Origin of the sequence: Sphingomonas faeni (assembly GCF_040407495.1) — a bacterium.
Lineage (GTDB): Bacteria > Pseudomonadota > Alphaproteobacteria > Sphingomonadales > Sphingomonadaceae > Sphingomonas > Sphingomonas faeni_D.
This window is the reverse complement of record NZ_JAPZPP010000004.1, coordinates 152,521-175,552: the sequence shown is the minus strand read 5'-3', so window position 1 is coordinate 175,552 and position 23,032 is coordinate 152,521. Positions and strand designations below refer to the sequence as shown.

18 protein-coding genes are annotated in these 23,032 nt (G+C 65.8%); 11 read left to right on the top strand and 7 right to left on the bottom strand.

Annotated elements, in window-relative coordinates:
* Window positions 1-161 precede the first annotated feature (161 nt).
* Window positions 162-779, top strand: a complete 618-nt coding sequence (locus tag O6W96_RS13940) for a hypothetical protein (RefSeq protein ID WP_353470136.1) — start codon at window positions 162-164, stop codon at window positions 777-779.
* A gap of 136 nt (window positions 780-915) precedes the next feature.
* Here O6W96_RS13940 and O6W96_RS13935 read toward each other — a convergent pair whose 3' ends face one another.
* Entirely contained in the window at window positions 916-1,485 is a 570-nt protein-coding gene (locus O6W96_RS13935; RefSeq protein WP_353470135.1) for a hypothetical protein, read from the bottom strand.
* Between the two features lie 82 nt (window positions 1,486-1,567).
* Between O6W96_RS13935 and O6W96_RS13930 the strand changes: the two genes are divergently transcribed.
* From O6W96_RS13930 to O6W96_RS13910, 5 genes are all read left to right on the top strand, one after another.
* Window positions 1,568-2,305, top strand: a complete 738-nt coding sequence (locus O6W96_RS13930) for a hypothetical protein (RefSeq protein ID WP_353470134.1) — start codon at window positions 1,568-1,570, stop codon at window positions 2,303-2,305.
* Between the two features lie 226 nt (window positions 2,306-2,531).
* Window positions 2,532-3,827: a hypothetical protein gene (locus O6W96_RS13925; protein WP_353470133.1), complete on the top strand. Its 1,296-nt coding sequence runs from the start codon at window positions 2,532-2,534 to the stop codon at window positions 3,825-3,827.
* Window positions 3,824-4,846, top strand: coding sequence for a hypothetical protein (locus O6W96_RS13920; protein WP_353470132.1), 1,023 nt, complete (start codon window positions 3,824-3,826; stop codon window positions 4,844-4,846). The genes O6W96_RS13925 and O6W96_RS13920 overlap by 4 nt, the downstream gene beginning before the upstream one ends.
* On the top strand, window positions 4,846-6,177 hold the full coding sequence (locus tag O6W96_RS13915) for a hypothetical protein (protein ID WP_353470131.1): 1,332 nt from the start codon (window positions 4,846-4,848) through the stop codon (window positions 6,175-6,177). The genes O6W96_RS13920 and O6W96_RS13915 overlap by 1 nt, the downstream gene beginning before the upstream one ends.
* Before the next feature lie 5 nt (window positions 6,178-6,182).
* Window positions 6,183-6,806, top strand: coding sequence for a hypothetical protein (locus tag O6W96_RS13910; RefSeq protein WP_353470130.1), 624 nt, complete (start codon window positions 6,183-6,185; stop codon window positions 6,804-6,806).
* 60 nt (window positions 6,807-6,866) lie between these two features.
* On the opposite strand, the gene O6W96_RS13905 is transcribed toward O6W96_RS13910, so the two are convergent.
* The 6 genes from O6W96_RS13905 to O6W96_RS13880 all read right to left on the bottom strand — a co-directional run bounded on the left by O6W96_RS13905 (window position 6,867) and on the right by O6W96_RS13880 (window position 11,791).
* Window positions 6,867-7,103 carry a hypothetical protein gene (locus O6W96_RS13905; RefSeq protein WP_353470129.1) on the bottom strand — a complete coding sequence of 79 codons (237 nt, stop codon included), beginning with the start codon at window positions 7,101-7,103 and terminating at the stop codon, window positions 6,867-6,869.
* Between the two features lie 278 nt (window positions 7,104-7,381).
* Window positions 7,382-7,756: a hypothetical protein gene (locus O6W96_RS13900; RefSeq protein ID WP_353470128.1), complete on the bottom strand. Its 375-nt coding sequence runs from the start codon at window positions 7,754-7,756 to the stop codon at window positions 7,382-7,384.
* A 747-nt stretch (window positions 7,757-8,503) separates the two neighbouring features.
* On the bottom strand, window positions 8,504-9,136 hold the full coding sequence (locus tag O6W96_RS13895; protein ID WP_353470127.1) for a peptidoglycan-binding domain-containing protein: 633 nt from the start codon (window positions 9,134-9,136) through the stop codon (window positions 8,504-8,506).
* On the bottom strand, window positions 9,133-10,215 hold the full coding sequence (hxsC, locus tag O6W96_RS13890; RefSeq protein ID WP_353470126.1) for a His-Xaa-Ser system radical SAM maturase HxsC: 1,083 nt from the start codon (window positions 10,213-10,215) through the stop codon (window positions 9,133-9,135). The genes O6W96_RS13895 and hxsC overlap by 4 nt, the downstream gene beginning before the upstream one ends.
* Complete coding sequence (hxsB, locus tag O6W96_RS13885; RefSeq protein ID WP_353470125.1) at window positions 10,212-11,624, bottom strand: His-Xaa-Ser system radical SAM maturase HxsB; 1,413 nt, start codon at window positions 11,622-11,624, stop codon at window positions 10,212-10,214. Before hxsB ends, hxsC begins: the two co-directional genes overlap by 4 nt.
* Complete coding sequence (locus tag O6W96_RS13880) at window positions 11,621-11,791, bottom strand: hypothetical protein (RefSeq protein WP_353470124.1); 171 nt, start codon at window positions 11,789-11,791, stop codon at window positions 11,621-11,623. Before O6W96_RS13880 ends, hxsB begins: the two co-directional genes overlap by 4 nt.
* 252 nt (window positions 11,792-12,043) lie before the next feature.
* On the opposite strand from O6W96_RS13880, the gene O6W96_RS13875 reads away from it, so the two are divergent.
* The 5 genes from O6W96_RS13875 to O6W96_RS13855 all read left to right on the top strand — a co-directional run bounded on the left by O6W96_RS13875 (window position 12,044) and on the right by O6W96_RS13855 (window position 23,032).
* Window positions 12,044-12,703: a hypothetical protein gene (locus tag O6W96_RS13875; RefSeq protein WP_353470123.1), complete on the top strand. Its 660-nt coding sequence runs from the start codon at window positions 12,044-12,046 to the stop codon at window positions 12,701-12,703.
* Between the two features lie 309 nt (window positions 12,704-13,012).
* Entirely contained in the window at window positions 13,013-14,812 is a 1,800-nt protein-coding gene (locus O6W96_RS13870) for an AAA family ATPase (protein ID WP_353470122.1), read from the top strand.
* Window positions 14,809-15,453: a 4Fe-4S single cluster domain-containing protein gene (locus tag O6W96_RS13865; RefSeq protein WP_353470121.1), complete on the top strand. Its 645-nt coding sequence runs from the start codon at window positions 14,809-14,811 to the stop codon at window positions 15,451-15,453. The genes O6W96_RS13870 and O6W96_RS13865 overlap by 4 nt, the downstream gene beginning before the upstream one ends.
* Window positions 15,450-21,716, top strand: a complete 6,267-nt coding sequence (locus tag O6W96_RS13860) for an AAA domain-containing protein (RefSeq protein ID WP_353470120.1) — start codon at window positions 15,450-15,452, stop codon at window positions 21,714-21,716. The genes O6W96_RS13865 and O6W96_RS13860 overlap by 4 nt, the downstream gene beginning before the upstream one ends.
* Window positions 21,713-23,032, top strand: a complete 1,320-nt coding sequence (locus O6W96_RS13855; protein WP_353470119.1) for a hypothetical protein — start codon at window positions 21,713-21,715, stop codon at window positions 23,030-23,032. The genes O6W96_RS13860 and O6W96_RS13855 overlap by 4 nt, the downstream gene beginning before the upstream one ends.

The following is a 23,032-nucleotide window of genomic DNA, read 5'->3' as shown; positions in this document are numbered from 1 at the left end:
GCCATAAACCGGAACCGAGCGCCGGCGAGCGGCGAGGCCCGCCTTTCACGGCGAGGCGCAGACACTCCAGCTGAAGAGCAGGTGCGAAGCAAGTGGGAGAGGAAAAGGCGGAGGCCAGGCCCGGCCCCGCAGGCTTCGCCTAACCAGCAAGGAGTTAAGAAATGATCAACGCGACGAAAGAAATGCGCGAAGCACGGCACGGACTGCAGACGTTGTCCGCGTCCGATCCGCTCGCGCAGGCGAACATATTGCGGCACGTGGCCGCATTCACGAAGCTCCTGACGGGGCGCCCAGGGATCGACGCTTCTCCAAGTGAGCCGCTCGTCGGCGCCGGCTTTCGCCTCGTCGATGGTGAGGAGAGGCTGCTAGCGGCCTTGCCGCGTCGCGACGGTATCGAGCGCATATACATCGCGTTCGACATCGACGACGCCCAGGGTCCGCCGATCGGGACCGGCCTATTCCGGAAGGAAGGTGACCACGTCGCCTGCTACGGGCTGTGCAAGCTCTGGTCGCCGCTCGGCGATGGTCGCGCCCTGCTCGTGCCCACCAAGGGCGGTGAGCACGCGGGATACTTCGCATTCCGCCGCGGTCAGCCGTTCCGCCGGGTCGAGGGGCCGCTTCCTGGCGATTTCATCGCAGGCCTGCGCCGCACGCAGGCCCGCATGGACCGTCTGCTGAAGACGGCCGAGGCGGACCCCGCGCCCAAGCGCGGCTTCGCGACGGTCGTGAGCAACGTCGGGCAGGAGATATTCACGCGACCGCTACGGCTCGCCGCGTGACCGGCGCGGGCGGGCGTCCGCGGCCGCCCGCGCCTACCTGGCGTCAGCCCAGTGCTAGCGCTCAGCAGCTTTTCGAGGCGAGCCGGAAACCATCCTGACGTCAATTCGGCAGGGATCGCAAACACGGGATCGGCATCTACCGGACGAGAAGGCGAGCCTCGGTCCAATATCGCTCTCCCGGGACCAGCGTCCGCTCCGGCAAAGCCAAGTGATCGGTCCTCCTTGCCGCCGGCACCTTTCCCGACATCACTTCGCACAGTCGCCTCGAGAGTGGGGGCAGATCGACGGTGACCGCGGTCGCCGAATAAGCCTTCAGCCGCGGCTCCGCTGGCCGCGACCCAACGCTGACCTGCTCCCGTCTAATCTGCTCGGCAGTGATCGGCCGACCCAGCGAAGATAGGGCATGCGGCTCGACGATCAGACACTGATTGCGATCTGCGCCGGCCCCCGGCCCGTCGGTGTCTCCCGTCGCCATTGCCTTAGCCACTTCTGGCCAAGCCGAGGTAACCAGCTCGTGTGCCCGGACCGAAGGGATCCCCGCCTCCAGCAACGCGAACGCCACCACGACCTTCATCACGTCCTCGATCGAGTAGCTCGCCTTGAACCCCTTGCCCACGCCCTTCTTCGGAAAGCCCAGCAGCTGCATGTGCTTCACCCGCGAGCGGACGGTGTGCGTCTGCGCAGCGCCCAGATCGAAGGTCGTCACGACGATCTCCGCCAGCTCATCGATCCCGAACGTCGTCAGCTCTCATCTCCCAAGTCCACACCTGCCTAGCGAGGTAAGCACCATGAAAGAAGCCACCGTGAATGGCCACACCGAGCGCCCGTTGGGCAACGTCCTCGTGCTCGACCTCGAGACCGCACCCGATCCGATGGCACTGCGCCTCCTCGCGCCGCGCGAGCGGACCAAGGGCTCGTCGGCAACCCACCGGATCGCCGTCGCTTCAATGCTCAAGGCTGACGAATTGACCACGGGGGGATGGCGCGTCGCCTCCGTCGGATCGGTCCGCATCAGCGACGATCTCGACGAGATCGACGTGATCATCGCTATCGACAAGGCGATCCTGGCGATATCCGAAAGCGGCGGCACGCTCATCACCTACAATGGAAACCGCCATGACCTAGTAATGATCCGTATGCGCGCTGCGGCCCACATGATGTTCGAACTGCAGGGTGTAGCGGCGCTCGCGCGCATCAAGCACCGCGATCTGATGACGGAATCGATCGCCGCCGGCGGGCAATGGTTCAAGCTCAGGGACGTTGCCGCCGGCCTCGGGATCCCCGTCGCGCACGAGGTCGCCAACGCAGGCATCGGCACCGGGTCGCGATCCGCGCGGAAAGGGGAGGTCGACGTCGCCGTCACGTTCCTTGTGTTCCTCCACGATCTCGCGCATCGCCGTTCGGAGGCCGGCCCGGTGCTGGAGGGTTGGCGCGCTCTGGGCGATCACATTCGCCGCGCCGGACCACTCGGGGAGCACCTCGCGCAGTTCAGGCGGCACCCGCTGGGTCGCGGGCGGTCCGACTGACCTGATGGTGGTGACTATCTGGTAGTCCCACATGCCAGAACCCCCACGGAAAGCTCGCCATCCCGTGGGCCTCTGGCATCTGGCACTATCAGATGTCGTTCAGCCATCCTGAAAATCTCATTCCGAAACAACACGCTGGCATAATAATCGACCCAGCCGCACGAAACCACTTTGGAGATAATTGGTTATCTCCCAGAAGCTCGTGATGGTTAGATTTCAGTACAGAGTGGCCCGCATCGGCAGCCAATGGTTTGTGATCTACGGCAGGCGTCGTGATCCCGACCTCACTGACGCGTTCCGCCGCGCGATCCGCAGGAAGGCGCTGTCGACCCAGCGCAAAGTGGCACTGTTCTTCGAGCGCTTCTTCAACTTCGAATGCTTCGAGGGCGAGCCGCACGACGCGTTCGTCGCGGAGCGTATCCACATCGCGTGCGAACGGATCGAGGCATTCCTCGAGGCTCTTGGCTTCGAGGTAATCGAGGGAGACCGCGAGGATGAGGCGATGCTAGTGAAAATCGGCGATGCCGGAAGCATGTCGGCGCTCGCCTGCCAGCTCAAGGCACTCGGCAAATTCTACCGTCGCCTCGCGGTCAAGCTCCTGCGCCCGAAGGCCAACCCCGGCAAAATCGACAACTGGCACACCATGTCGCCTGAGGCCCGGAGGGACATGAAGGAGAGCCTGGGAAGCAATCTGGCCGAGCACCACAACTACGCCGGCTCGCGATACGTCATCACCGACGCTCCAAGCTACGCGGTGAGGATGGAAGACGCACTGGGCCTGGGCGCGCTCGTGCTCGCAGCTGGACGGGCCTTCGGCTGGCCCCCCGCGATCTACGACCAAGTGACCGTGATGGACGACGACGGCGGGCGCTGGGTTGACACCTACGACCTGACCGCGGCCGACTGGGCGCTGGCGTCGAGGTACGGCCGGACGCTGATGGCGCCGAACAAGGGATCCGACGGCGTCCGGGTGAAGAAGATCATGGTGACGCTCGAGACCGTCGCCCAGCTGAAGCAGAGCTTCGATGACGATCCGGACCGGCCGGACTTCGCCGAATTGGAGCGTCTTCTCGCGGCCAGGGACTGGAAAGCGCTCGAGGCGATACCGCTGTTTCCCAGCAGGCAGGGGCGACCCTACTGCTACCACACGTTCAACAACGACTACTTCCGACCTGCGATGGAAGCAGGCGACGTGACGATCAGGTCCGAAACCTCCATCTCTCGGGCGACTGCGCACCGCCTGCGCCATGCGCGGATCCAAGAGGAGGCAGATCACATTTACCGTCCGAACCGGACGGATCGCGAAATCGAGGTCGACGAGGACAATCTCCGCGGTGACGTGTCGATCAAGTCGAAGTCAGCCCTCAAGAGGTATGTCGGGCCTCTCAAGGAGAAGCGCTCGGAACTCATGAAGGTGACGAGATCCGACGCCCGGCAGGCCCGCAAGAAGGGCGACGTCGCCAGTTCTCCCGACACCGAAACCATGTCCGCGACCGAACGTCGCTTGGCGGAGCTCTCATGACCCAAATCATCTCCCGTGCCGCGTGTCGGGCGTTCGGCCCGATCGTCGTGCCTGCGGGCGCGCTACCGCTCGCATCGCGCCGCGGCGTCCACATGTCCGTGAAGCTCGACATCTCACCGTACCGGGGTCGCTCGATCCCGATCTCGATGAACACGCTGGCCGCCATGACCGGTTCCTGCAAGCGTTCGATACACCACCTGATAGATGCGGGGGTGCTGGAACGGTGCGATGAGCACAGCGACGACTGGTACAACTTCGTGCTGTTCGACATCGACCGGGACCTTGCAGACTACTTCGACGCGTGGGTGGAGCGGGTGCCAGCGCCGCGAATTCACGCGGAGTTCCAGCACTACCGCCGCATGCGGAGACTCTGTTTCGTGTGGGCCGGTGCGGCCCACTCTCCGAAAATCCTGGAGGCCGTATTTCAGAAACTGAAGGAGATCGGCAACTTCACCCGTCACGAGGTACATGGTCTAATCCCGCTCGATCCCTCGACCTTTAAGACCATCTCCGCATGGTTGAACGCGCGCTTCGGCACCTACGCCAGACAACGCCATGCGGTCTCGGATGATATCCCGGTCACATGGGAAATGTTCGCGGCGGCCCTCCCGGAGGAATTTCGCAACCTCCCGAAGACCTATCTTGATGGCCGGCGCCCTTATCAGCGCGAGCGCCCGTCGTTGCGCATCCGCCACCGCGTGTGGCGCCTGAGCGAGTTGTTCAACGCCGGCTCGCTTTACGCGATCGTCTACGCGGCGCGCCTCAGGCGGCCAGAGCAAATGACATCCGCAATGATTGTGATCTCCCGGGTCGAGGAGATCATGCGCACCCATGCACCCGGCCAGGAGTGGACAATGCGCACCTACCAGGAGGCGCTCACCCGCTACGCGGTGGATTGTGACATCCTCCCGGACGACGTGGCCGCCGTCCGCGACTATACCGTGCGCTTCTGGCGGATCATCGTCGGAAGACTCCGCCGTTATTGCCTCCAGCACGACCCGAGTGGAAAAAGGGTCTGATGGCGCTCATGCCACCGCGCTTCGTTCTACCGTTGTCGCTTCGCCGGGTGCTCATCGAGCGATACGGCGGGCTCAGACCAGCTGGAGCGCAGCGCCGGAAGGACGACAGCCACAAGGCGTTTGCCGAGCTGGACACCATTCTCGAGGCGGGGGAGCACCGCGCGGATCAGCAGAGGGCGATGGGAGACGCCATGCGCGCCGCGCTGGATGCGATCGGCGTAGCGGAAAACTTCCACGATTTCCCCGTCAAGGTGAAGATCCTCGACGAGCGCGGCATGCCGACCGGCGGCTGGCAGATCGAGAACTTCCGGCTTTGGCGGAACGCCGCGGCATGGCGGTCGCTAGCCGAGTGGCACAGCCCACGCTCCAAGACCGCGCAGGCCCTAAAGGATCGCGAGCGGGCGGGATACGAAGCGCTGTTCGTCGCGGAGCATCTCGGCACGGTAGGCTGTGACGGCGGGGTGCCCAGAACTAGCTGGATGATAACGCTCTCGCTCCTCGGGGCGTTCGTCACGCCTGCCGTCCTGCTTGCCGATGTGCGTGAGCGGCGCCACGCCGAGATCAGGCGGCTGGGCCTGCCTGGCTATGTCGGACACGGATCCGGGCTGCTGGCTTTTGAATCCGAGCGCGCCACCCTCGCGCGCAACGGGAGGGAGTTCGGACGACACTTCTACCCGCTGCTCGAGGTCGAGCGGGCTATCCGGTTCGCGGACCTTGCGCTCGAGATGGTCGCGGAGAGCCTGAGACGGATCCACGAAATCCAGCAGCTGCTCCGACGGGTTTGGAAGTCGCGAACCGACATCCTTCCCGGAAAAATGCATTTCACGCAGGCTGTCTGGCCCAAGGTGGAGCCGGGCGTCGATCTGGCAAAGGTCGAGAAGGTCAGCGTTACGGTTCGGAGCGAGCTGATCGACGAGCTGCTCGATCTCTGCGCCCTCCACGTGGAAAGCTGTGCACTGCAGGGCTTTCCGACCATGGCGCCGGCGCAGCCGCTGCGGTGGAAGTGCGGAGAGGGGGAATACGCTTTCAGCCACAACAAGAGGGCCCTGCTTCGCAGCGAGCTCAATCTCTTCCTGCGCTACCTGCTTGTCGGATGGCCGCCATTCACCTTCCACGACTTCCGGCACGCCGGCGCGGAAGAGGCAGAGTTCGACGACGAGCCCGCGAACGCGATCCAGGGCGCGCTCGGCCACAAGAGCGCGGCCTCGACGGTGAAGTATCGAAAACTCGCACCCTGGGCCCAGGAGATGAAGGACGCACGCGACGAGGCGCGGCGGGCCGAGCAGCAGGACGACAGGACCGTGAGGCGGCGTAATCGGGAAATGGAGTAGCAGACGTGAGCATCACAAGACAGCCGGCAGGCCGGGGCGGCGCCAAGGCCCTCCGGGAACTACGCGACAAGCAGAGGCGGGAGGGTCTTCAGGCCGTGCTGACAGCGTGCAACACCCTCATTCACGATGGGACGCGTCCGTCCATCGTCACTGTCGCGAACGCCTCCGGCATGTCGACATCGTCGATGAACCGCGAACGCTACAAGTCCGTCATCCGGTCGGGAAGGATGCGTTACGACTGCGTTGCGTCCGGCATGTCCTTTGACGAGGCGCTCGCGCTGATCGGAGAGAGCGCGGTGCAGCCCGACCGAGAAGATGCAGAGGGAGGTGACGCTGACGATGCAAGAGTGATGGACCCGGCAGCGCTATCTGTGAAGTTAGAGCGGCTGACCTCGGACCTGACTCGTCGCGACGAGCAACTGTACTACACTTTGGGTCTCGTAGAGTCGCTCAGGGCGACGCTGCGCTGGCACCGCGCCACGCTTGCCGACATGGTGATAAAGCTCGACGCCGTGAACGACGAGCCCATCGAGGCGCGCAAGCCACAGAAGTGGAGAGAGGACATGTTGAGCGTCCCGTTCGACCCTGGCGACCTGTCGGACGATGATGACGACAACGATGACGACTGAAATCGCGAGTTCGGAAAGCCAGACCTGAACCGGCGGTCGGTCGGGTTGCCCGGGACCGCGTCAACCCTCCGCCAGCCGGTCGCGGACAAGACGCTTGAGTTCGCGGCCGAGGCCACGAGCGAGGATGCCGGCAGCGACGGCCTCGCCCAGCACCGCGGCGATTCGCATATAGCACGATAGCGCAGTGGCACGGCGGACGTCCTCGGCGGCCCACAGCCCGTCGAGTTCGACTGGCACGGGCGATGCAACGGTATCCCAAACTGCGATCTCGCGCCGCGAGGCGATCACGTCGGTCACACAAGCGGCGTGGTGGGAGATACGCACCTCCCCCTGATGGGCTTGATCGACAACGCGGAGCGCCTCGTCCCGCGCTGCATCCGCGGATGACGCCGATATCGACCGCACGGAAAGGTCCGGACGACCCACGCGCGCCGGAGAGCGGGTCCGCCAGGCAATCTGCCACCATGGGGCGGCGCCGGCGGTCTGACAAACCGTCGGCATCTCATCGTGCAGCGCGGACATGGGCCAGGCCTCCCCACAGCAGAGGGCCGGTCCGGCGTCGCACGCGCCGGGCGTCAGCATCGCCGCACATCGTGCCGCTCCCCCCTTATCGCCGCAACGAGCGCCCGCAGGTTGTCGAGCGATGCCGCCGACCATGCGAGCGGGGTGCCGCCCTCGAGCAACCGATTGCCACGACGCATCCACTCGCCGACGTCGTCGGCGCGCGGCAGAAGGCTGCAGAGTGCGTTGAGCAGCTCCACCGCCAGGCGTGCGCGCGTCTCCTGCAACCTCGTCATCGCGACCAGCGGCCGGCCCATCGCGAATTCGTTCCACGCGCCCGGCGCGAGGCCAAGCAGGGTCTCGATCTCGGCCGGTCTTAGTTCCACGTCCTCCAGGGCAAACCTTATGCGGGTCATCGCCGCACCCGCCTCAATCATGTTCTCAAACATTATACCGCTCCTTCGCGGTAGACGTAGTGATGACGAATTATACTTTAAAGTATAAATCGTCAGGCGCGGTCTGTGGAGCCATACCGCTTGCCGAGCTACCATCCTCAGCCGCTCAGCAGAGCGCTCATGGCATTCTGATGTGCACGAAGCATGCGTGATGCCGGATCATCCCCAAGTCGACAGGCGGCCTGCATGGTCGGCGTGTCCAAAACTCCTAGTTCACCGCGCATCGAGCGGAGCCCGGAATCCTCCTCGCGAGAGCATCGCCTTCGAGACAGAGTCCTCGCTCAGCTCGCGCAACTCAGCTCGCCTCGGCGAGCACCACGTCAGCCATCTTTACCATTCAGCTCTCGTCGTCGATCGCGTCGCCCTCAGGCGGGCCAGGTCAGCGTCGAACGGTCATTGCATCACTCCTCGGTCCCGTGACTGACAGCATCGACCGAACCCTTGATCGATTAAGCGAAGGAATGGGGAGGACGCGATAAAACTGCGAAAAGAATGGCCGCCTCACGCATAGATCCGGGCGGGAGTTTGCGAAACATATTCGGCACGCACGTCAAGTCAGCGAGGCGCGACGGCACACGCGAAGCCGGACCTGCGCCTCGCGCGGCGCCCCGGCACCAAGCCGAAGAACATCCTCGTCGTCCTGACCGACGACCATCGCTACGACGCGATGGGGTTCATGAAGGCGCAGGATTTCGGCGACACGCCGACGCTCAATCGGTTGGCGCGCGAGGGCACCTTCCTTTACCCACTGGACACCATCAGCGCATCAAGAGTTGGCGGTGTGATAGTGCCGGTCACATCAAGGCCGCGAGCCTTCTGAAACTTGCGTAGGGCCGAGCGTAGTGCCGGCCCGACCACGCCATCAACCGCTCCCGAGTAGAGGTCCTGGGCCATAAGCGCGATCTGGACTCGGCGCACAATCGACGCGAAGCGCTTCGTTCTTCCTGAGAGCGCCGGTAGCCCGTCGGGCGGCGGCGCCGCTGCTCTGGTTTCACGTGCGAACAGCGGCTGCGCCGCTGGTGCAGGCTCCGGCGGAGCTGGCGGCGTGGGCGCTGGCGCGACATACGGCGTCGAATAGGTCGGCGTGCTATCGTAGCTCGGGCTGTACCCGCCGCCGGACGACGAGCGATGGCTGGTATGACTGTAGTGACCGCCGCCACCGCCGCCGGAGCGGTGGCTAGAGTGGCTGGAATGACTGCGATGCTGGGCGAGCGTGATCGCGTGGTCCTGCGAGAATCGCCGCAGCAAAGCGCCTCCCTGCGGATCGTCGGTCGCCCTCGTCGTGGCCTTCGAGAATGCCTGCGCCAGCGCATCGTGCTGTCCTGAAAAACCAGCGGCGAGCAGGCTAGAGACAAGGAACTTCGTACGTTTCACAACGGCCTCACGGTCACGCGTGCCTCCTCATCGGGGTGCCATTCGAAGAAGCCGGAGCATTTCGTCTGCTCCCGGCAGTCGCTGCACGCAGGCGCGAACTTGCGCTTCCAGTCTGAGATCGAAGCGATCGCGAGGCTGCGATATTCCGGCGGAACCGTGCAGCGGGGGAAGTTGAAAAGCTGCGCTCGTACGCCGTTCAGCAAGGCCCGATCCAGTGCCTCCCCGATCCGAGCGAACCGCCGGCTGTGATCGAAGAAGAGGGCGGGCCACCTGTTCTTCGCGAAGCCGACATGTTCCAGTTGCATGATCGACCAGGCTTCGATGAAGCGCAGTCTCGACGATACGTATCCAGCGAGAGCCGGCAGGCCATTGACGTTGTCGTTCATCACGACCGTTCTCAATTCGATCCGCGCGCCAGCCATAGCTAGATGGGCAAGGCCGCCTTCAAGCTGGCTAAAGGCGCCTTGCTTACCGACGAGCAGGTCGTGAAGAGCGGGATCCGCAGAATAGAGCGGGATGCCCCAACTCACGCGCCGATACTCCGGAGCGCCAAGCCGCTGAATGTCGGCTTCGGTGAAGTGCTGACCATTTGTCAGTACGTGGAACCCGAGATCCGGGCGGGTGGAAAGCGTACGCTCCATCAACGTCAGAAGCCGCTCCTTGTAGAGCGTGGGCTCACCTCCAGATATCCCGATGAGCATGCCTGCGGGCGCCAGAAGGCATGCCTGCTCGAGCAGGTCGAAGCGATCGACGTGCGTTTTCTTCGGTGGCTGCGAGCACATGACGCATAGCTGGTCGCAGCGCTCTGTCACCAGCAACGTGTTCGTCGTCGATTCGGTGCGGAGCAGACGTTCGATGCGGCGGCGTGCCGGATCCACCAGCACCACTTCACCTTCCAGCTGCTCTGGAAGTATGCCTTCGATTGCGACGATGCCGAACGGTCCGCTGAACAGGCCTCCTTCGTCATCCCCGTCGATGAGCACCGTGTCCGTCGGGTCGAGTACGCCGGCCGTAACGCGAAGTCGTGTTACGTAAGGCTTCTCAGCGTCAGCGGTGGCGGGACGGACCAGTTCTATCACGCCAGTCGCTCCCCGAAGGCCGCAGGCGTGCCCGGAAGTCGGAGCCAGCGTGCCAGGGAATGTTTCACCGCTTCGTCATCCGAATATATCAGCTCGAAGGCGAAATCGAAGAGGTGAAGGTGTCGGCGGCAGAAGTCGGTCTCGCGCCTCGGCAAATCCATTCGTCCGTAGCGCGCGAGATCGTCCACCACGTCGCGTCCGCAGAACGGCTGGAAGGCACAACGTCGGCAGTCCGGATCAAACTGGTTCGTCACGTCCGTGTTTAGCAGATCACGCTCGGGACCGTTCCATCCCTCCGTCACGCTGCCGATCGCGAGATCCACCACACCGGAGCGTGCGAGCATACGGGCCTCATCGGTAGGATAGACGGTGCCGTCGTGATCCACGACGACATAGTCGATCCCCATCGGATTCGGGTTGCGGAGATCGACATGTCGTTCGAGACCGGGCTGGAAGATTCGCCTCAATGCGATGCTCAGATAGGTCTCTTCCAGCACGCGACCACGGTCCAGCCAATTGCGCTCGATCAACCGCCGGACAAAGCGTTCGTAGTATCCGCGCCAGCCATCATCCTGTTCGCGCGAGGTGGCGTGCCGTTTCCTCGCGAAGCCCTGATAGTTGATCGGCCGCAGGAAGATGCTGTCCAAACCCAATGCGACGTAAGCATCGATGAGATCGTCCATCTCGGGCGGCGACGTCGGATCAATCGTGGGAAGAGCGGAGATCTTCCGGGGGCCATGCCGATCCGCCAGCATGCGCAGATTGGAGAAGAACGCATCCGTTACCTCGGTCGTGCTCGTGCGGTTTCGCGAGTGAACGGCGGCATCGCCGTCCAGCGAAGTGCTGATGAACACGTCCGGACGGTCGAGTATGGCCAGTATCTCGTCATCGACATGCTGAAGGTTGGTGCAGACAACGAACTCAACGTGTTCGAAGCGCTCGCAGCGTTCGATAACCGCGCGGATGAGGTCTGGTCTAAGCGTAGGCTCGCCGCCTTGGAACTCTATCTTCAGGCGAGGCGTGTCCAATCGGTCGATCATCGTCAGGACTGCAGCGAGCGTCTCCTCGCTCCAATCGAAGCCCCGCCGAGTCTCCGCGACACGAGACACCTGACAGTAGCTGCAAGAAAGGTTGCAGCGGAGGGTCGGGACAAGGATCAGATAATCCAGCGTACCAACGGTTGCTATGCGATCAGCCATGCCGCGCATGTGGGCGGCCTTCCCGAGCAGGTCGCCTTCGTCGATGGAGAATCCGCCCGATCGCAGGAAGGCGCGGTCGCCGTCCGATATCCGCTCCTCTTCCAACCGGTCCAGAAAGTCCGGCGCACCGATAAAGAAGCGCCCGGCGTCACTGACAGCAAGCGTGCCTCCACGACCTACCGGTCGAAGGCGAAGTGGTACGAAGCTCAAGCGACCAGCGACGCGAGGACGGTCTGGCGATCGCCGTCGGCTTCTTCGACCAATCGTTCGTTCAGCAGCAGGACGCGCCAGCAATGTCGCGCCTCCGCCTCGTCTCGCGCCCCCGAGATCAACACGCGTTCACCGTCCACCCGGGCCCGAAGCGAATCGTAGATCATCGGCATACGTTTTGCCGCTTCGACTCCGTAGGGAGCGTCTCGGGTCGACAACTCCACAAGTACTTCCCCTACCTGCACGTCATCCCCCCGTTCAGCTTTGGTCGAAACGCTATGACCGGGTTCTAACGACGGCAAGCCTCTAATTAATTTCAAATCCAGATTGCTGATCCGGGCGACAAGGCTAAGCTCCAGGGGACAACGTGGGGGGAAGTCTTGGTCGAACGCAGGCCGGTGCGGCTATCACCCAAACCAGTGAACATTCCGCAGTCGACAGGTGCAACGGGTCCGAAAAAGACAGGCGGGAACGGTTGGCTCATCCTTGTCGTGGCAGTTGCGCTGCTGTTTGCGATCGGGAAATGTTCATCAACGACGGGCGGCGCGAGCTCATCGGCCACCGTTGCCGAGAACGTAGGCAATGCGCAGGAGGCCTTGGTGACTGCGGTGGCGGCGCAACCTCCTTCGCCGCCGGAACCACTGAGCCCGGCAGGCGTCCGTCGCGGCGCCGCGCGGGTTTCCATAGCCGCGAAGGAGGAACTCGCCGGCGAGATGATCTACAGCCAGAACTGCTACGATCACGTCGCTCGAGCCTTTAGCTGGCGGAAGCTGGACGAGTGCGGGGGCTTCGACGCGGAAGCGAGTTCAGCGCTCGGCGACGGAGAACCGGTCGGTGCGGAGAAGGAGGTGGCCTGGTTCGACACCGAAGCCGCGGCCGGACGGTATCTCAAGGCGGCCGTCGCTGCTGGACTGGATGCCGACGTCGCGGACCTCCGCCTCGCGGCGCTACAGGCCAAGGTCAACGCACGGCACGAGGTGAAACCGGAAGCCGCCCCAGCGGTCGCAACGCCGACCGGAGAGCCGGACGATAAGTCCGAACCCACCGACGAGGAAGAAAATGTGACGGCTGCCGTCTGACGCTGGCGTTACCGCAATTACGGTCAGGTCAGTCGAAGCACGGGTGACCTGAGTGCCAAGGCTCGCGCCTCACACGTCAATGGTCGACCGCCTCTCCGGTACGATGGCAGATGAGCAGATGTTTCCCCCTCAGAGTTGAATGGGCATCCTCTGATTTACCCTGTAACTCGCGGGCTTGGCGCCGTCGCGCGGATGCCAACAACATTGACCGTGGGTCGCAGACGGATAAATCTGTGCCCGCGGGTCACCATTGGAGGTTTCGCGGTCAAAGGGGTTAGAGTGCAGAACGGAGACCATCGGCCGCGTTGGGTGCGCGACCTGACCCGCTTCCTGCCTCTCAAGAGCCAGTTCGTGCTCACTGGAAACGTACGGGATCTGCAGATCCGCGACATCGGCGGCAAAGCGGTCGCGGTACCGCTCGGCGACGTGCTCGCGGCGACGCTGAGCGATGCAGGCTATACGGACGCGGTCCGCTACGACCCGGTCTCCGGCTTCTCGGTCATGCAGCATCCCGACGGGAGCGAGGCAGACGCAGACGCGCTGCTGACCCGACTGGGTCTGACGCCGTCTGGTGGCAGTGTCGCGGGCGGCGGCGACATGCTGGCCGCGACGATCGAGCGGCTCGTATCCCTCGACGGCCCGCCGATCGCACTGGTCGCCGACTTCGCGTCGCGCCTGATCGTCCGCAGCGACGCCCTTTCGCAGGCCGAGCAGTCGCTATTCACGCGCGCACTGGTGTTGAGCCAGCAGGCTCAAGCTCGCCCGGTCGGCCCGGACCGCGCGCCGCGTTTCAACACGGTGGTTTGGATCGTCGAGAAGGAGGGCGATCTCCCCGACTGGTTCACCATCGACAACCCCCGCATCCGCCACATCCCCGTCGCTCCGCCGGACCGCGCGGCGCGGCGCGCGGTCGCCGGGTCCCTGATGCGCGGCATCCCAGGCGCACGCCAGGCGTCGGTCGAGCACATCGCAGAGGCCGAGCGCGAGCTGGTCGACGCCACCGAGGGCATGCTGCTGCTCGATCTGAACGCCGTCGCGCAACTCGCCCGCGCCGAGGGCGTGCATGTCGCTGACGTCGGCGAAGCGGTGCGCCGCTACAAGGTCGGCGTCACCGACGATGCCTGGCGCCTGATAGAACGCCAGAAAATCCGAGACGGCGCCAAGACGATCGGGCGCCGGGTCGTCGGCCAGGACCACGCGGTCGTGCACATGCTGGACATCGTGAAGCGCGCGGCCACGGGCATCGGCGGCGGTGGCCGCGGCGGGCGCCCCCGCGGCATCGCCTTTCTCGCCGGCCCCACGGGCGTCGGCAAGACCGAGCTCGCCAAGACCGTGACCGAATTGCTGTTCGGCGACGAGAGCGCCTACATCCGTTTCGACATGTCCGAGTTCAGTGCCGAGCACGCCGACCAGCGTCTGATCGGCGCACCGCCGGGTTACGTCGGCTACGACATGGGCGGCGAACTGACGAACGCAGTACGCGAGCGGCCGTTCAGCGTCGTGCTGTTCGACGAAATCGAGAAGGCGCATCCGCGCATCCTCGACAAGTTCCTGCAGATCCTCGACGATGGCGTCCTGACCTCAGGTCGTGGTGACCGCGTCTACTTCTCGGAGGCGCTGATTATCTTCACGTCGAACCTCGGCATCTACTCAACCGCCGCAGATGGGTCGCGGGTCGCCAACGTAACCCCGGATCAACCATTCGAGGAGGTTCGATCGCGGGTGCGCGCCGAGATCGCGAACCATTTCAAGCTGGTCCTCAACCGCCCCGAGATCCTCAACCGCTTCGGCGAGAACGTGATTGTGTTCGACTTCATCCGCCCGGCCGTCGCCGAGGAGATCTTCGCTTCGATGGTCCGCTCGGTACTGGCGGACGCAAATGCGTCCGGCTACCGGATCAGCCTGTCCGCAGAAGCCTGGAAGACGCTGCGCCACCTCTGCACCGCGGACCTCGCCAACGGCGGGCGCGGCATACGGAACCAGATCGAAGCACACCTGATCAACCCGCTAGCACGTGCCCTGTTCGACAGGGACGGCGATGGTCCAGCCACCGTCGTCGCGGTCGAAGCCGGTACTGTCACGACCGTAGTCCTCGGAAACGCGGCATGACGGTTGCGGTCTCGCGCATACACTTCCCCGTGACGACCCTCGGCCCAGGCCGCCGACTCGGTGTGTGGCTGCAGGGCTGCTCACTCCGTTGCTCAGGGTGCATCTCGGTCGACACGTGGGACGGCGGTTTCGGCCAGGTGACGCTCGACAGTCTGTTGGAGGCCGTTGCCGTTCATGCCCCCGAGGCCGACGGCCTTACAGTTTCGGGAGGAGAGCCTTTCGAACAGCCCGACGCGCTCGCGGCGCTGCTCCTCGGGTGGCGCCAAGCGTCGGACCGTTCCGTGTTCGTGTTCACCGGGCGCGAGTTCACGGACATAGAGCCTTGGCTTGAGCGAAACCCCGGCCTCATCGACGCACTGATGACCGGCCCCTTCCGATCCGACCTGCCGCAGACGCTCGCGTTGCGCGGCAGCGACAACCAGCGGCTGCACGTACTGACGCCGCTCGGCGCCGAGATGGCCGTGTTCGAACGGCTTTCGACGCCGTCGGACCGGCGCATGGACGTGATGTTCGATGAGGATGGAGACGTCTGGATGGCCGGCATTCCGGCGCGGGCCGACGTTGCGCGGCTGCGGCGATCACTCCATGCCGCTGGCCACCGCGCATCGACGTCGGCCGACAAAGGATTGTTCGCCGAATGATGAGGTTCTGCCCCAACTGCGAGACTGAGCGCTCGCTGGAGGAGATCTTCTGCGAGGGCGAGGTCAAGGGTCGCCTGTGCGACTGGCCGCTGTCCTCGATCCCGATCCGGGCGGCGGGCTGGCGGCCGCCGGCCGTGGCGGGCGCGTCGGTGACGGCTGCCTCCTTGGCGCCAGTCTGCATCGACGGGCACCCACTCGCCGTGGGCGACCTCGTTTGCGGCGTCTGCGGCGAGGACGCAGCCATCCCCGCGTCGACGCCGGTGGCATCCACGGACGAAGTAGGGGTCGCCGAACGGCCTGAACCCGCGGCGGAACCGTCCGCTATCGTCGAAACGAACGTCGCCGGTTGGCGACTTGAGCGCCGGCTTCCAACGACCAGCGAGGTGCGCGAACGCTATGAGACCGTTCGCCCCGCCGACGGTCGCGAAGCGGTGCTCACGCTCTATGCCAACGGCAGCGAGCCGGACCCGGAGGTCTACGACGCGCTACGGACGCTCGACCGCGACCACGTACCCGAGATCCTCGAAACCGGGCGCTGGGAGGACCGCGCCTACGAGGTGTCGGAAGATCTGCGCGGGGGCACATTCGCCGACCTCGGCCTGCTCGCCGACGACACCGCAACGCTATCCGTGATCCTGCGCGAGGTCGGCGGCGCGCTGGCTGTCTTCGCCGAATGCGGCCTTCGGCATCGAGACCTGCGCCCCGGAGCCATCATGGTCCGAACGAAGGAGCCGCTCGATCTGGTGGTGACGGGCTTCGGATCGGCCAGACTGTCGGACTATGACCTCGATGTCGTCTCTCCGCTCGAGATCACGCGCTACACCGCCCCCGAGGCGGTAGCCGGCGGCGTCGCCGCGGCAAGCGACTGGTGGAGCCTGGGCATCTTGATTCTCGAGCAGGTGACGCGCGGCGCCTGCTTCGGTGGCGCCGACGACCAGTCCTTCCTCATCAGCGTCCTGACCAACGGCGCGCCGATACCTGAGGGTCTCCCGCCCGCTAACGACACGCTGCTCCGCGGACTGCTAGCGCTCGACCGCCGCCAGCGCTGGGGCTGGAGCGAGGTGCAGCGCTGGCTGGAGGGCGACATTCCCAATGCGCCAGCCTCGCCGCGCCATGCCGACGAGACGGGCGGAAAGCGCCCGATCACCCTCGGTGGCGTCCGGCACCATACGACCGAGCGCTTCGCGCTGGCGGCCGCGGAAGCGGCCTACTGGGATGAGGCACGGGGGCTGCTGCTTCGCGGCGAGCTCGCCACCTGGATGGAGGAGGCCGGCCACCATCCCGAGCTGCGTGCCGAGCTTCGCTCGGTCGCCGCGCTGCACGAAGCATCTGAAGACCTGCGGCTGGCGCTCGCGCTCAAGGCGTTGAACCCGTCCATGCCGCTGGTGATACGCGGCGGCATCGTTACGCCCGGCTGGCTGCTCGACCATCCGGATGAAGGCTATGCGCTGATCGTAGGCCCGGTACCCGACCGGCTCGAGCGGGACGACGACGAGCTCTGGCTGGCGCGGTTGAAGCGTCGCGAACAGCGCGTCCGCGATCGTGCGCGACAACTTGGCGTCGAGCTAGACGAGACCCAGCTACGAGCCGCGGCGCTTTCGACCTCGCGCAGTCAGCTGGCGGCTGTTTGGGAGGAGCGCCGTAGGGTGCTGCCAGACACCGATCACCCCGGCCTGCTCGCTATCGTCGAGCGCAAGGTCACCGAGGAGGAGGATCTGATCCTGCTGCTCGGGGCGTCAGCCGCACAGTTCAGGGCCGCCGACGCGATCGTCGACGAGGCTGCTGAGACGGCCTCGCGCGCCGGCGTCGAGGCGTTCGACCGCGAGGCCGCGCTGGCGACACTGACCCGCCCGCGGCGCGAGATGAACGCGGAGATCGAAGCCAGGATCGAGAACTTCGCGCGCTGCGGTCGCGACCGCATCGACGAGTGGGCCGATCAGTTTCGGCTCGAGCGGCGGCTAACGCTCGCGCGTGCGCTCGCGTTGCTGGCCGTGCCGGTCGGGGACTGGCGCCAACCACCACGCCAGTCATACGTCGCGACCCTGCTCGATTTCTACGCCCGGCGGATCACCGCCTCGATCATGCGCGGACCGCTTACGCGCATGGTGATCGGCAAGACGACGGCGCGCATTGACCTGACGGAGCTAGACAGCGCGAGACGCCGGGCCTCGTCGCTGCTCGAACACCTCCTGCTACGCAACGACCAAACGATCGACGTCGACCCGGCGGCGCTGACCGTCGACTCTCGCGTCGAGCGTCGCGTGCGCACCCTCCACTCGCACGCCACACTCTACCGGCGCGACACCGGTATCGATGGACTCTACCTCGGCTTCCCGTTCCTAGTTATGCAGGAAGCCAAGGCCACTGTGAGCCCCCGCATCGCGCCGGTTCTGCTGTGGCCGGTGCGGCTGCATCCGGAGGTCGGATCCCGCGGTCGCGTGACGCTTGCCTTTGATCGTGGCCGCGAGGAGGTGCGGCTCAATCCTGCCTTCGAGACGCTGCTCGGGATCGAGGCTGCCGCACGGTGGCAGGAGGCGGCGAACGAGATACTGGGCCGCTCGACCGTCACTCCGGCCGAGGTGCTGGACGCGTTCCGCGAACTGGCGGCGGTCGAGGGTCGCCAGCTCGTCCCTCTCCCCTCGAAGGACCTCAACGCCAAGGTCGGCGAGGACCGCGTATTCTGCTCCGCGGCCTTGTTCCATCTCGCTTTCATGGGCCAGGCCGTTATGGAGGATCTGCGCCAGCTGAAGTCGTTGCCGCCAGCGGGATCGAGTCTCGAGACGGCGTTCCGCGTCGGCGAGGACGTCGAACGCGCAGAGCCCGTGCACGCGCCCGAACTGGAGCGCTACTTCACCGTCGACAGCGATCCGTCGCAGGAAGCGGCGGTGCTCGAAGCCCGGTCCGGCCGTGGACTGCTCGTCGAGGGGCCCCCAGGGACCGGCAAGAGCCAGACCATCGTCAATATGGTTGCCGATGCCATCGGCACCGGTCGCAGCCTGCTCGTCGTCTGCCAGAAGCAGGCGGCGCTCGAGGTGGTCCACAAGCGGCTCGAGGCCGCCGGTCTTGGCGACCGCATCGTGATGGTCAACGACGTCAACAAGGACCGCCGGACTGTCATCCAGTCGATCCGCGAGCAGCTTGAGGAGTTGTTCCGTCGGCCGCAGAATGCCACCGGTTGGCGGCAGCAGCGCCAGCAGGCTGCTGCGCGCATCGAGTCGCTCGAACGCGAACTCGACGGCCAGCACAGGGCATTGCACGTGGTCGATCCGCAGACGGGGTTGTCGTACCGGCTGGTCATCGGCGACCTGATCGGGCTAGCCCGCGAAGGCGAAACACCATCACTGCCGTCGCTGAGGTACCAACTCGGCGTGCTCGACCCCGGCGCGCTCACACTGCTCCAGGAGACCTGCGCGCCGCTGGCCAGGCTGTGGCTGCCTGCCAAGTTCGAGGGCAGCCCGCTCGCCGACACGCGCCAGTTCGGCGTGGACGAGGGTACGGTGCAGACCTTCACAGCGGATGTCGCGGACTTCGCACGTCTCGAGCGCGAGCGTCTGGGAGTGGTCGAGCGCACGCCCGACGCCATCGCGATCAACGAGCCCGAGGCCTACCGGGCCTGGACCACCGCAAATGGCCGTGCCCTGCGCGAAGTCGACGACGCGAGCCGCTCCCGCCTCGCGCGGTGGCTAGACATGCTGGCCGGCGCGTCGGACCGCGAGGCCGGCGCTACTGTGCTCCAGGGGGCGCTCGCGGCTGCCGAGCGGGATCTCCTCGCGCTTCCAGCGGACGATGTGCCTGACGACGCCATCGCGGTCGCCCGCGCGATGGATGACGCGGAGCTGGAACATTGGTCGGTGGTGTCGGACCGGCTGCTCAGGCGCCCGACTTTCCTGCAGAAGCTGTCGCCCGGCCGGTGGGTCGCGCTGTGGCGTCGGCGGTCAATGATGAAGGAGCGCGGTCTCTCCGACGCACGCGCACTCGGCGCCGCGCTGCAGCGGGAGGGCGGGCTCCGCCCCGTCCGCACCAGGCTCCTGGCGGCGGTGGTCGACTCCGGCGAACCCGCTGGTTCGCTACCACCGATGCGCGTTCCTGCCCTTCTCGAGGCGACTCGGCTTCATCTCGCCCAGCTCGCGCAGGCGGAGGCGCTGGTCGTGAGGCTCGAGGGCTACCCCGAGCGGTCGACCGCATTTGCCATGGCGCGCGCCGCAAGCCGGCAGGCTGTCGATGACATGATCGAAGGCATCGACCAGGGTCTTGCCCGACATGCCGCACGGACCACCTGCCGCGCCGCGCTGGCGCGGCTCGGCCCGTGGATGTTGGACGAATGGATATCGGCCCGCGCGGAGTCGATCCGGCGCGACGGGTCGAACGCCGCGGCCGTCGATCCGGTCGAGACGGAAGCGCCGCACGTAGCCGCCTACCAGCGCTTCCGCGCCCGCGTCCCTCAGCTCGGCGAGGGTGCGATGGCGGCCTTCGCCGAACTGGCCAGGATCCAAGACCGGCTTGCAGTGCTTGACGAGGCGTCGCTCGAGGCCACGGTCCGCCGTATCCTCGCGATCGAGGGGCGTCTCGCCTGGAAGGCGAGGATCGAGGGAGAGCATCCGGCGCTGCTGCTCGAGGCCGGAGAGCTTGAGGCCAAGTCCGTCTCGCTCTCCACGGCGGACCGCGAAATGCGCTCGCTCAACCGGCGGCTGCTGGTCGAGGGTCTCGACGCTTCCCGATTGCGCCCGATGCGCGAGTGGGAAGACATCACCCGACTGAGCGGGATCCGCGCCAAGCGGCTGCGCGAATTCGTCGATCAAGGTGCCGATCTCGGCTTGATGCAGCTTCGGCCGGTGTGGCTGGTCAACCCCGACGTCGCAAGCCGACTCCTGCCGCTCCGCAAGGCCCTCTTCGACACGGTGATCTTCGACGAAGCGTCGCAGATGCCGATCGAGTATGCGCTCCCGACCCTTTACCGTAGCCGCACGATGGTGGTCAGCGGTGACGAGAAGCAGATGCCCCCGAGCGCATTCTTCTCAAGCCGGGTCGAGAGCGACGAAAGCGAGATCTTCGAGGGTCAGGACGCCGACGATCGGCTGGACGAGCAGGAGCGCGAAGAGGCCGCCGAGACATGGAATCGACGGGAGATCAAAGACTGCCCGGACCTCCTCCAGCTCGCGAAGACCGTGCTGCCCTCAACCACGCTGCAGATCCACTACCGGTCCGCCTACCGAGAGCTGATCCAGTTCTCGAACGCGGCCTTCTACGTCAACCGGCTGAGCGTGCCCGCACGCCATCCCGCCGACGAGGTCAGGCGCCAGCGGCCAATCGAACTGGTCCGCGTCGACGGCACCTACGAGAACCAGACCAACTCCGCAGAGGCTCAGCGCGTCGCGGACGTGGTACGCGACATATGGGCGGCAGGCGGCACCGCCCCCCCGACGGTGGGAGTCGTGACCTTTAACCGGAAGCAGGCGGACCTGATCGAAGACGTGTTCGAGGACCGCGCAGAGGCCGATCCCGCCTTCCGTGCGGCGCTAACCCGAGAGCGCGACCGCGTGGAGGGGGGCGAGGACATGGGCTTCTTCGTCAAGAACGTAGAGAACGTGCAGGGCGACGAGCGCGACATCATCGTGTTCTCCTCGACTTTCGGGCGCAACGCGCAAGGCACCTTCCGCCGTTCCTTCGGCGTGCTCGGGCAGGCGGGCGGCGAGCGGCGCCTGAACGTCGCCGTCACACGCGCGAAGCGAAAGGTCGTGCTCATCACCTCGATGCCGATCCCGCTCATTTCCGACATGCTGACGACGAGGCGCCAGGCCACGAGCCCGCGCGACTTCCTCCAGGCATACTTTGAGTACGCCCGTACGCTGTCCGAGGGGGATCTCGACGCGGCTACCGCCCTCCTGGGCCGGCTCACCTCCGAGCAGCGTCGGCCATCCGGGCCAGCGCGGGACGTCGAGGACGGGCTGGAGCAAGCGGTGGCTGCCGAACTGCGAGAGCTGGGCTGGGATCCCGCGCCCGTACAGGACGACGGAGCGTTCGGCTTGGATTTCGCGATCGAGGACCCTCGCACGGGTCTCTACGGCATCGGCATCGAGTGCGACGCACCGCGGCACCGGCTTCTCGAGGGCGCGAGGGCGCGCGAGATGTGGCGACCATCTGTGCTGCGGCGCTCGATCCCGGTCATTCACCGGGTGTCGTCACACCGGTGGTTCCACGAGCCTGAACGGGAACGCGAGCGGCTACGTCAGGCCGTGATGGCGGCGATGGGGGACGGGGCATGAGTGGACCGAAGGTCGTACGCATCGTGACGCGCGAGGAGATCCTCGAGATCTGTCACGGAATGCTGGCGCGCGTTGACGCGGCGCTGGCCGAGTGGACGCGGATCGGCAGGCGAAACGACTGCATTGATGACGACGCTCTCGCCGCGGCGGAGGCACGGCGCGACGCGCTAACAGCGCTCATCGCGGCCGACCGCTTCATGGACCTCCAGAAGCAGGCGCCAGCCGAAGAGGCTTTCCTCAGGGACGACGTCCAGGTCCGACTGGCCAAGGTCGCCGCCGAGCAAGCGGTCGCGCGGTCACGCGGTCGCCGCGAGCGCGAGGCGGCGGCCAGCCTATTGCGCACCCTGCGCGCCAGCAGCGAAGCGTTGGATCCGGAGATAGAGCGTCGACTCGAGCGGGGCGACGCGACAGCGCTGGCTGATGGTTTCAAGGTCCTCGCCGCGCGCATCGCGGCCCCGACGGTCTCGCGTGGACTGGCAGAACGGTTGCGGGGGAACGAGACTCCGGTGTCGTTCGCCGAATGGCTCGCGGCCCGTCCTCCGGTCGCCATCGATCCGGCGGTCGCGCGGATCGAGGTTCGGATCGCTGATCTGCATCCGCTGGTCGATGGCGCGACTTCCGCCGCTTGGAGTACGCGGCTCGACGAGGCGACAAAGGCCGAACCGGCCCGGCGCGGCCTTCTCCTCGACGGACTGGACGTCGCGACAGGTCGTGCGCTGACAGAGGCGCGGGAACGCGCGGCGGCGACGATGGACCTTGGGCTTCTCGCAGCCGAAATGGGCGCGGCCGGCCTCGCGACCACGGTCCTGACTCAGGGACTAGAGGCACTCGGCGCTGACGCGATCGCCGCGCGGGTCGTAGAGGGGCGGTCCACACTCGATGCACACCGACGGACGCGTGCGGCCATCGCCAGGCGGACGGCAGTGCTCCAGGGTCTCGTTGGACTTGGCTACGAGGTTACCGAAGGCATGCAGACGACCTGGGTCGAGGACGGCAGGTTGGTCGTGCGCAGCGCGACGCGCCCCGGCTACGGCGTCGAGGTGAGCACGGCGGGCGAGCGGATGCAGATGCGGCCGGTGGCGTTCGACGCTGGCAGCGTCGGGCCGGACCCTTCACGGGACCGCGATGCGGAGATCATATGGTGCGGCGACGTGTCCGCGCTGCAGGCAGGCCTTGGCGACGCGGGCGGCGGTCTGGTGATCGACAGGGCGCTTCCGATCGGCGCGACGCCTTTGAAGCGGATCGCGGTCGACGCGGCGTCCGCTTCGGGGACTACGGTGTCGATGCCGGCATTGCGCGAACGCATTTTGCGCTGA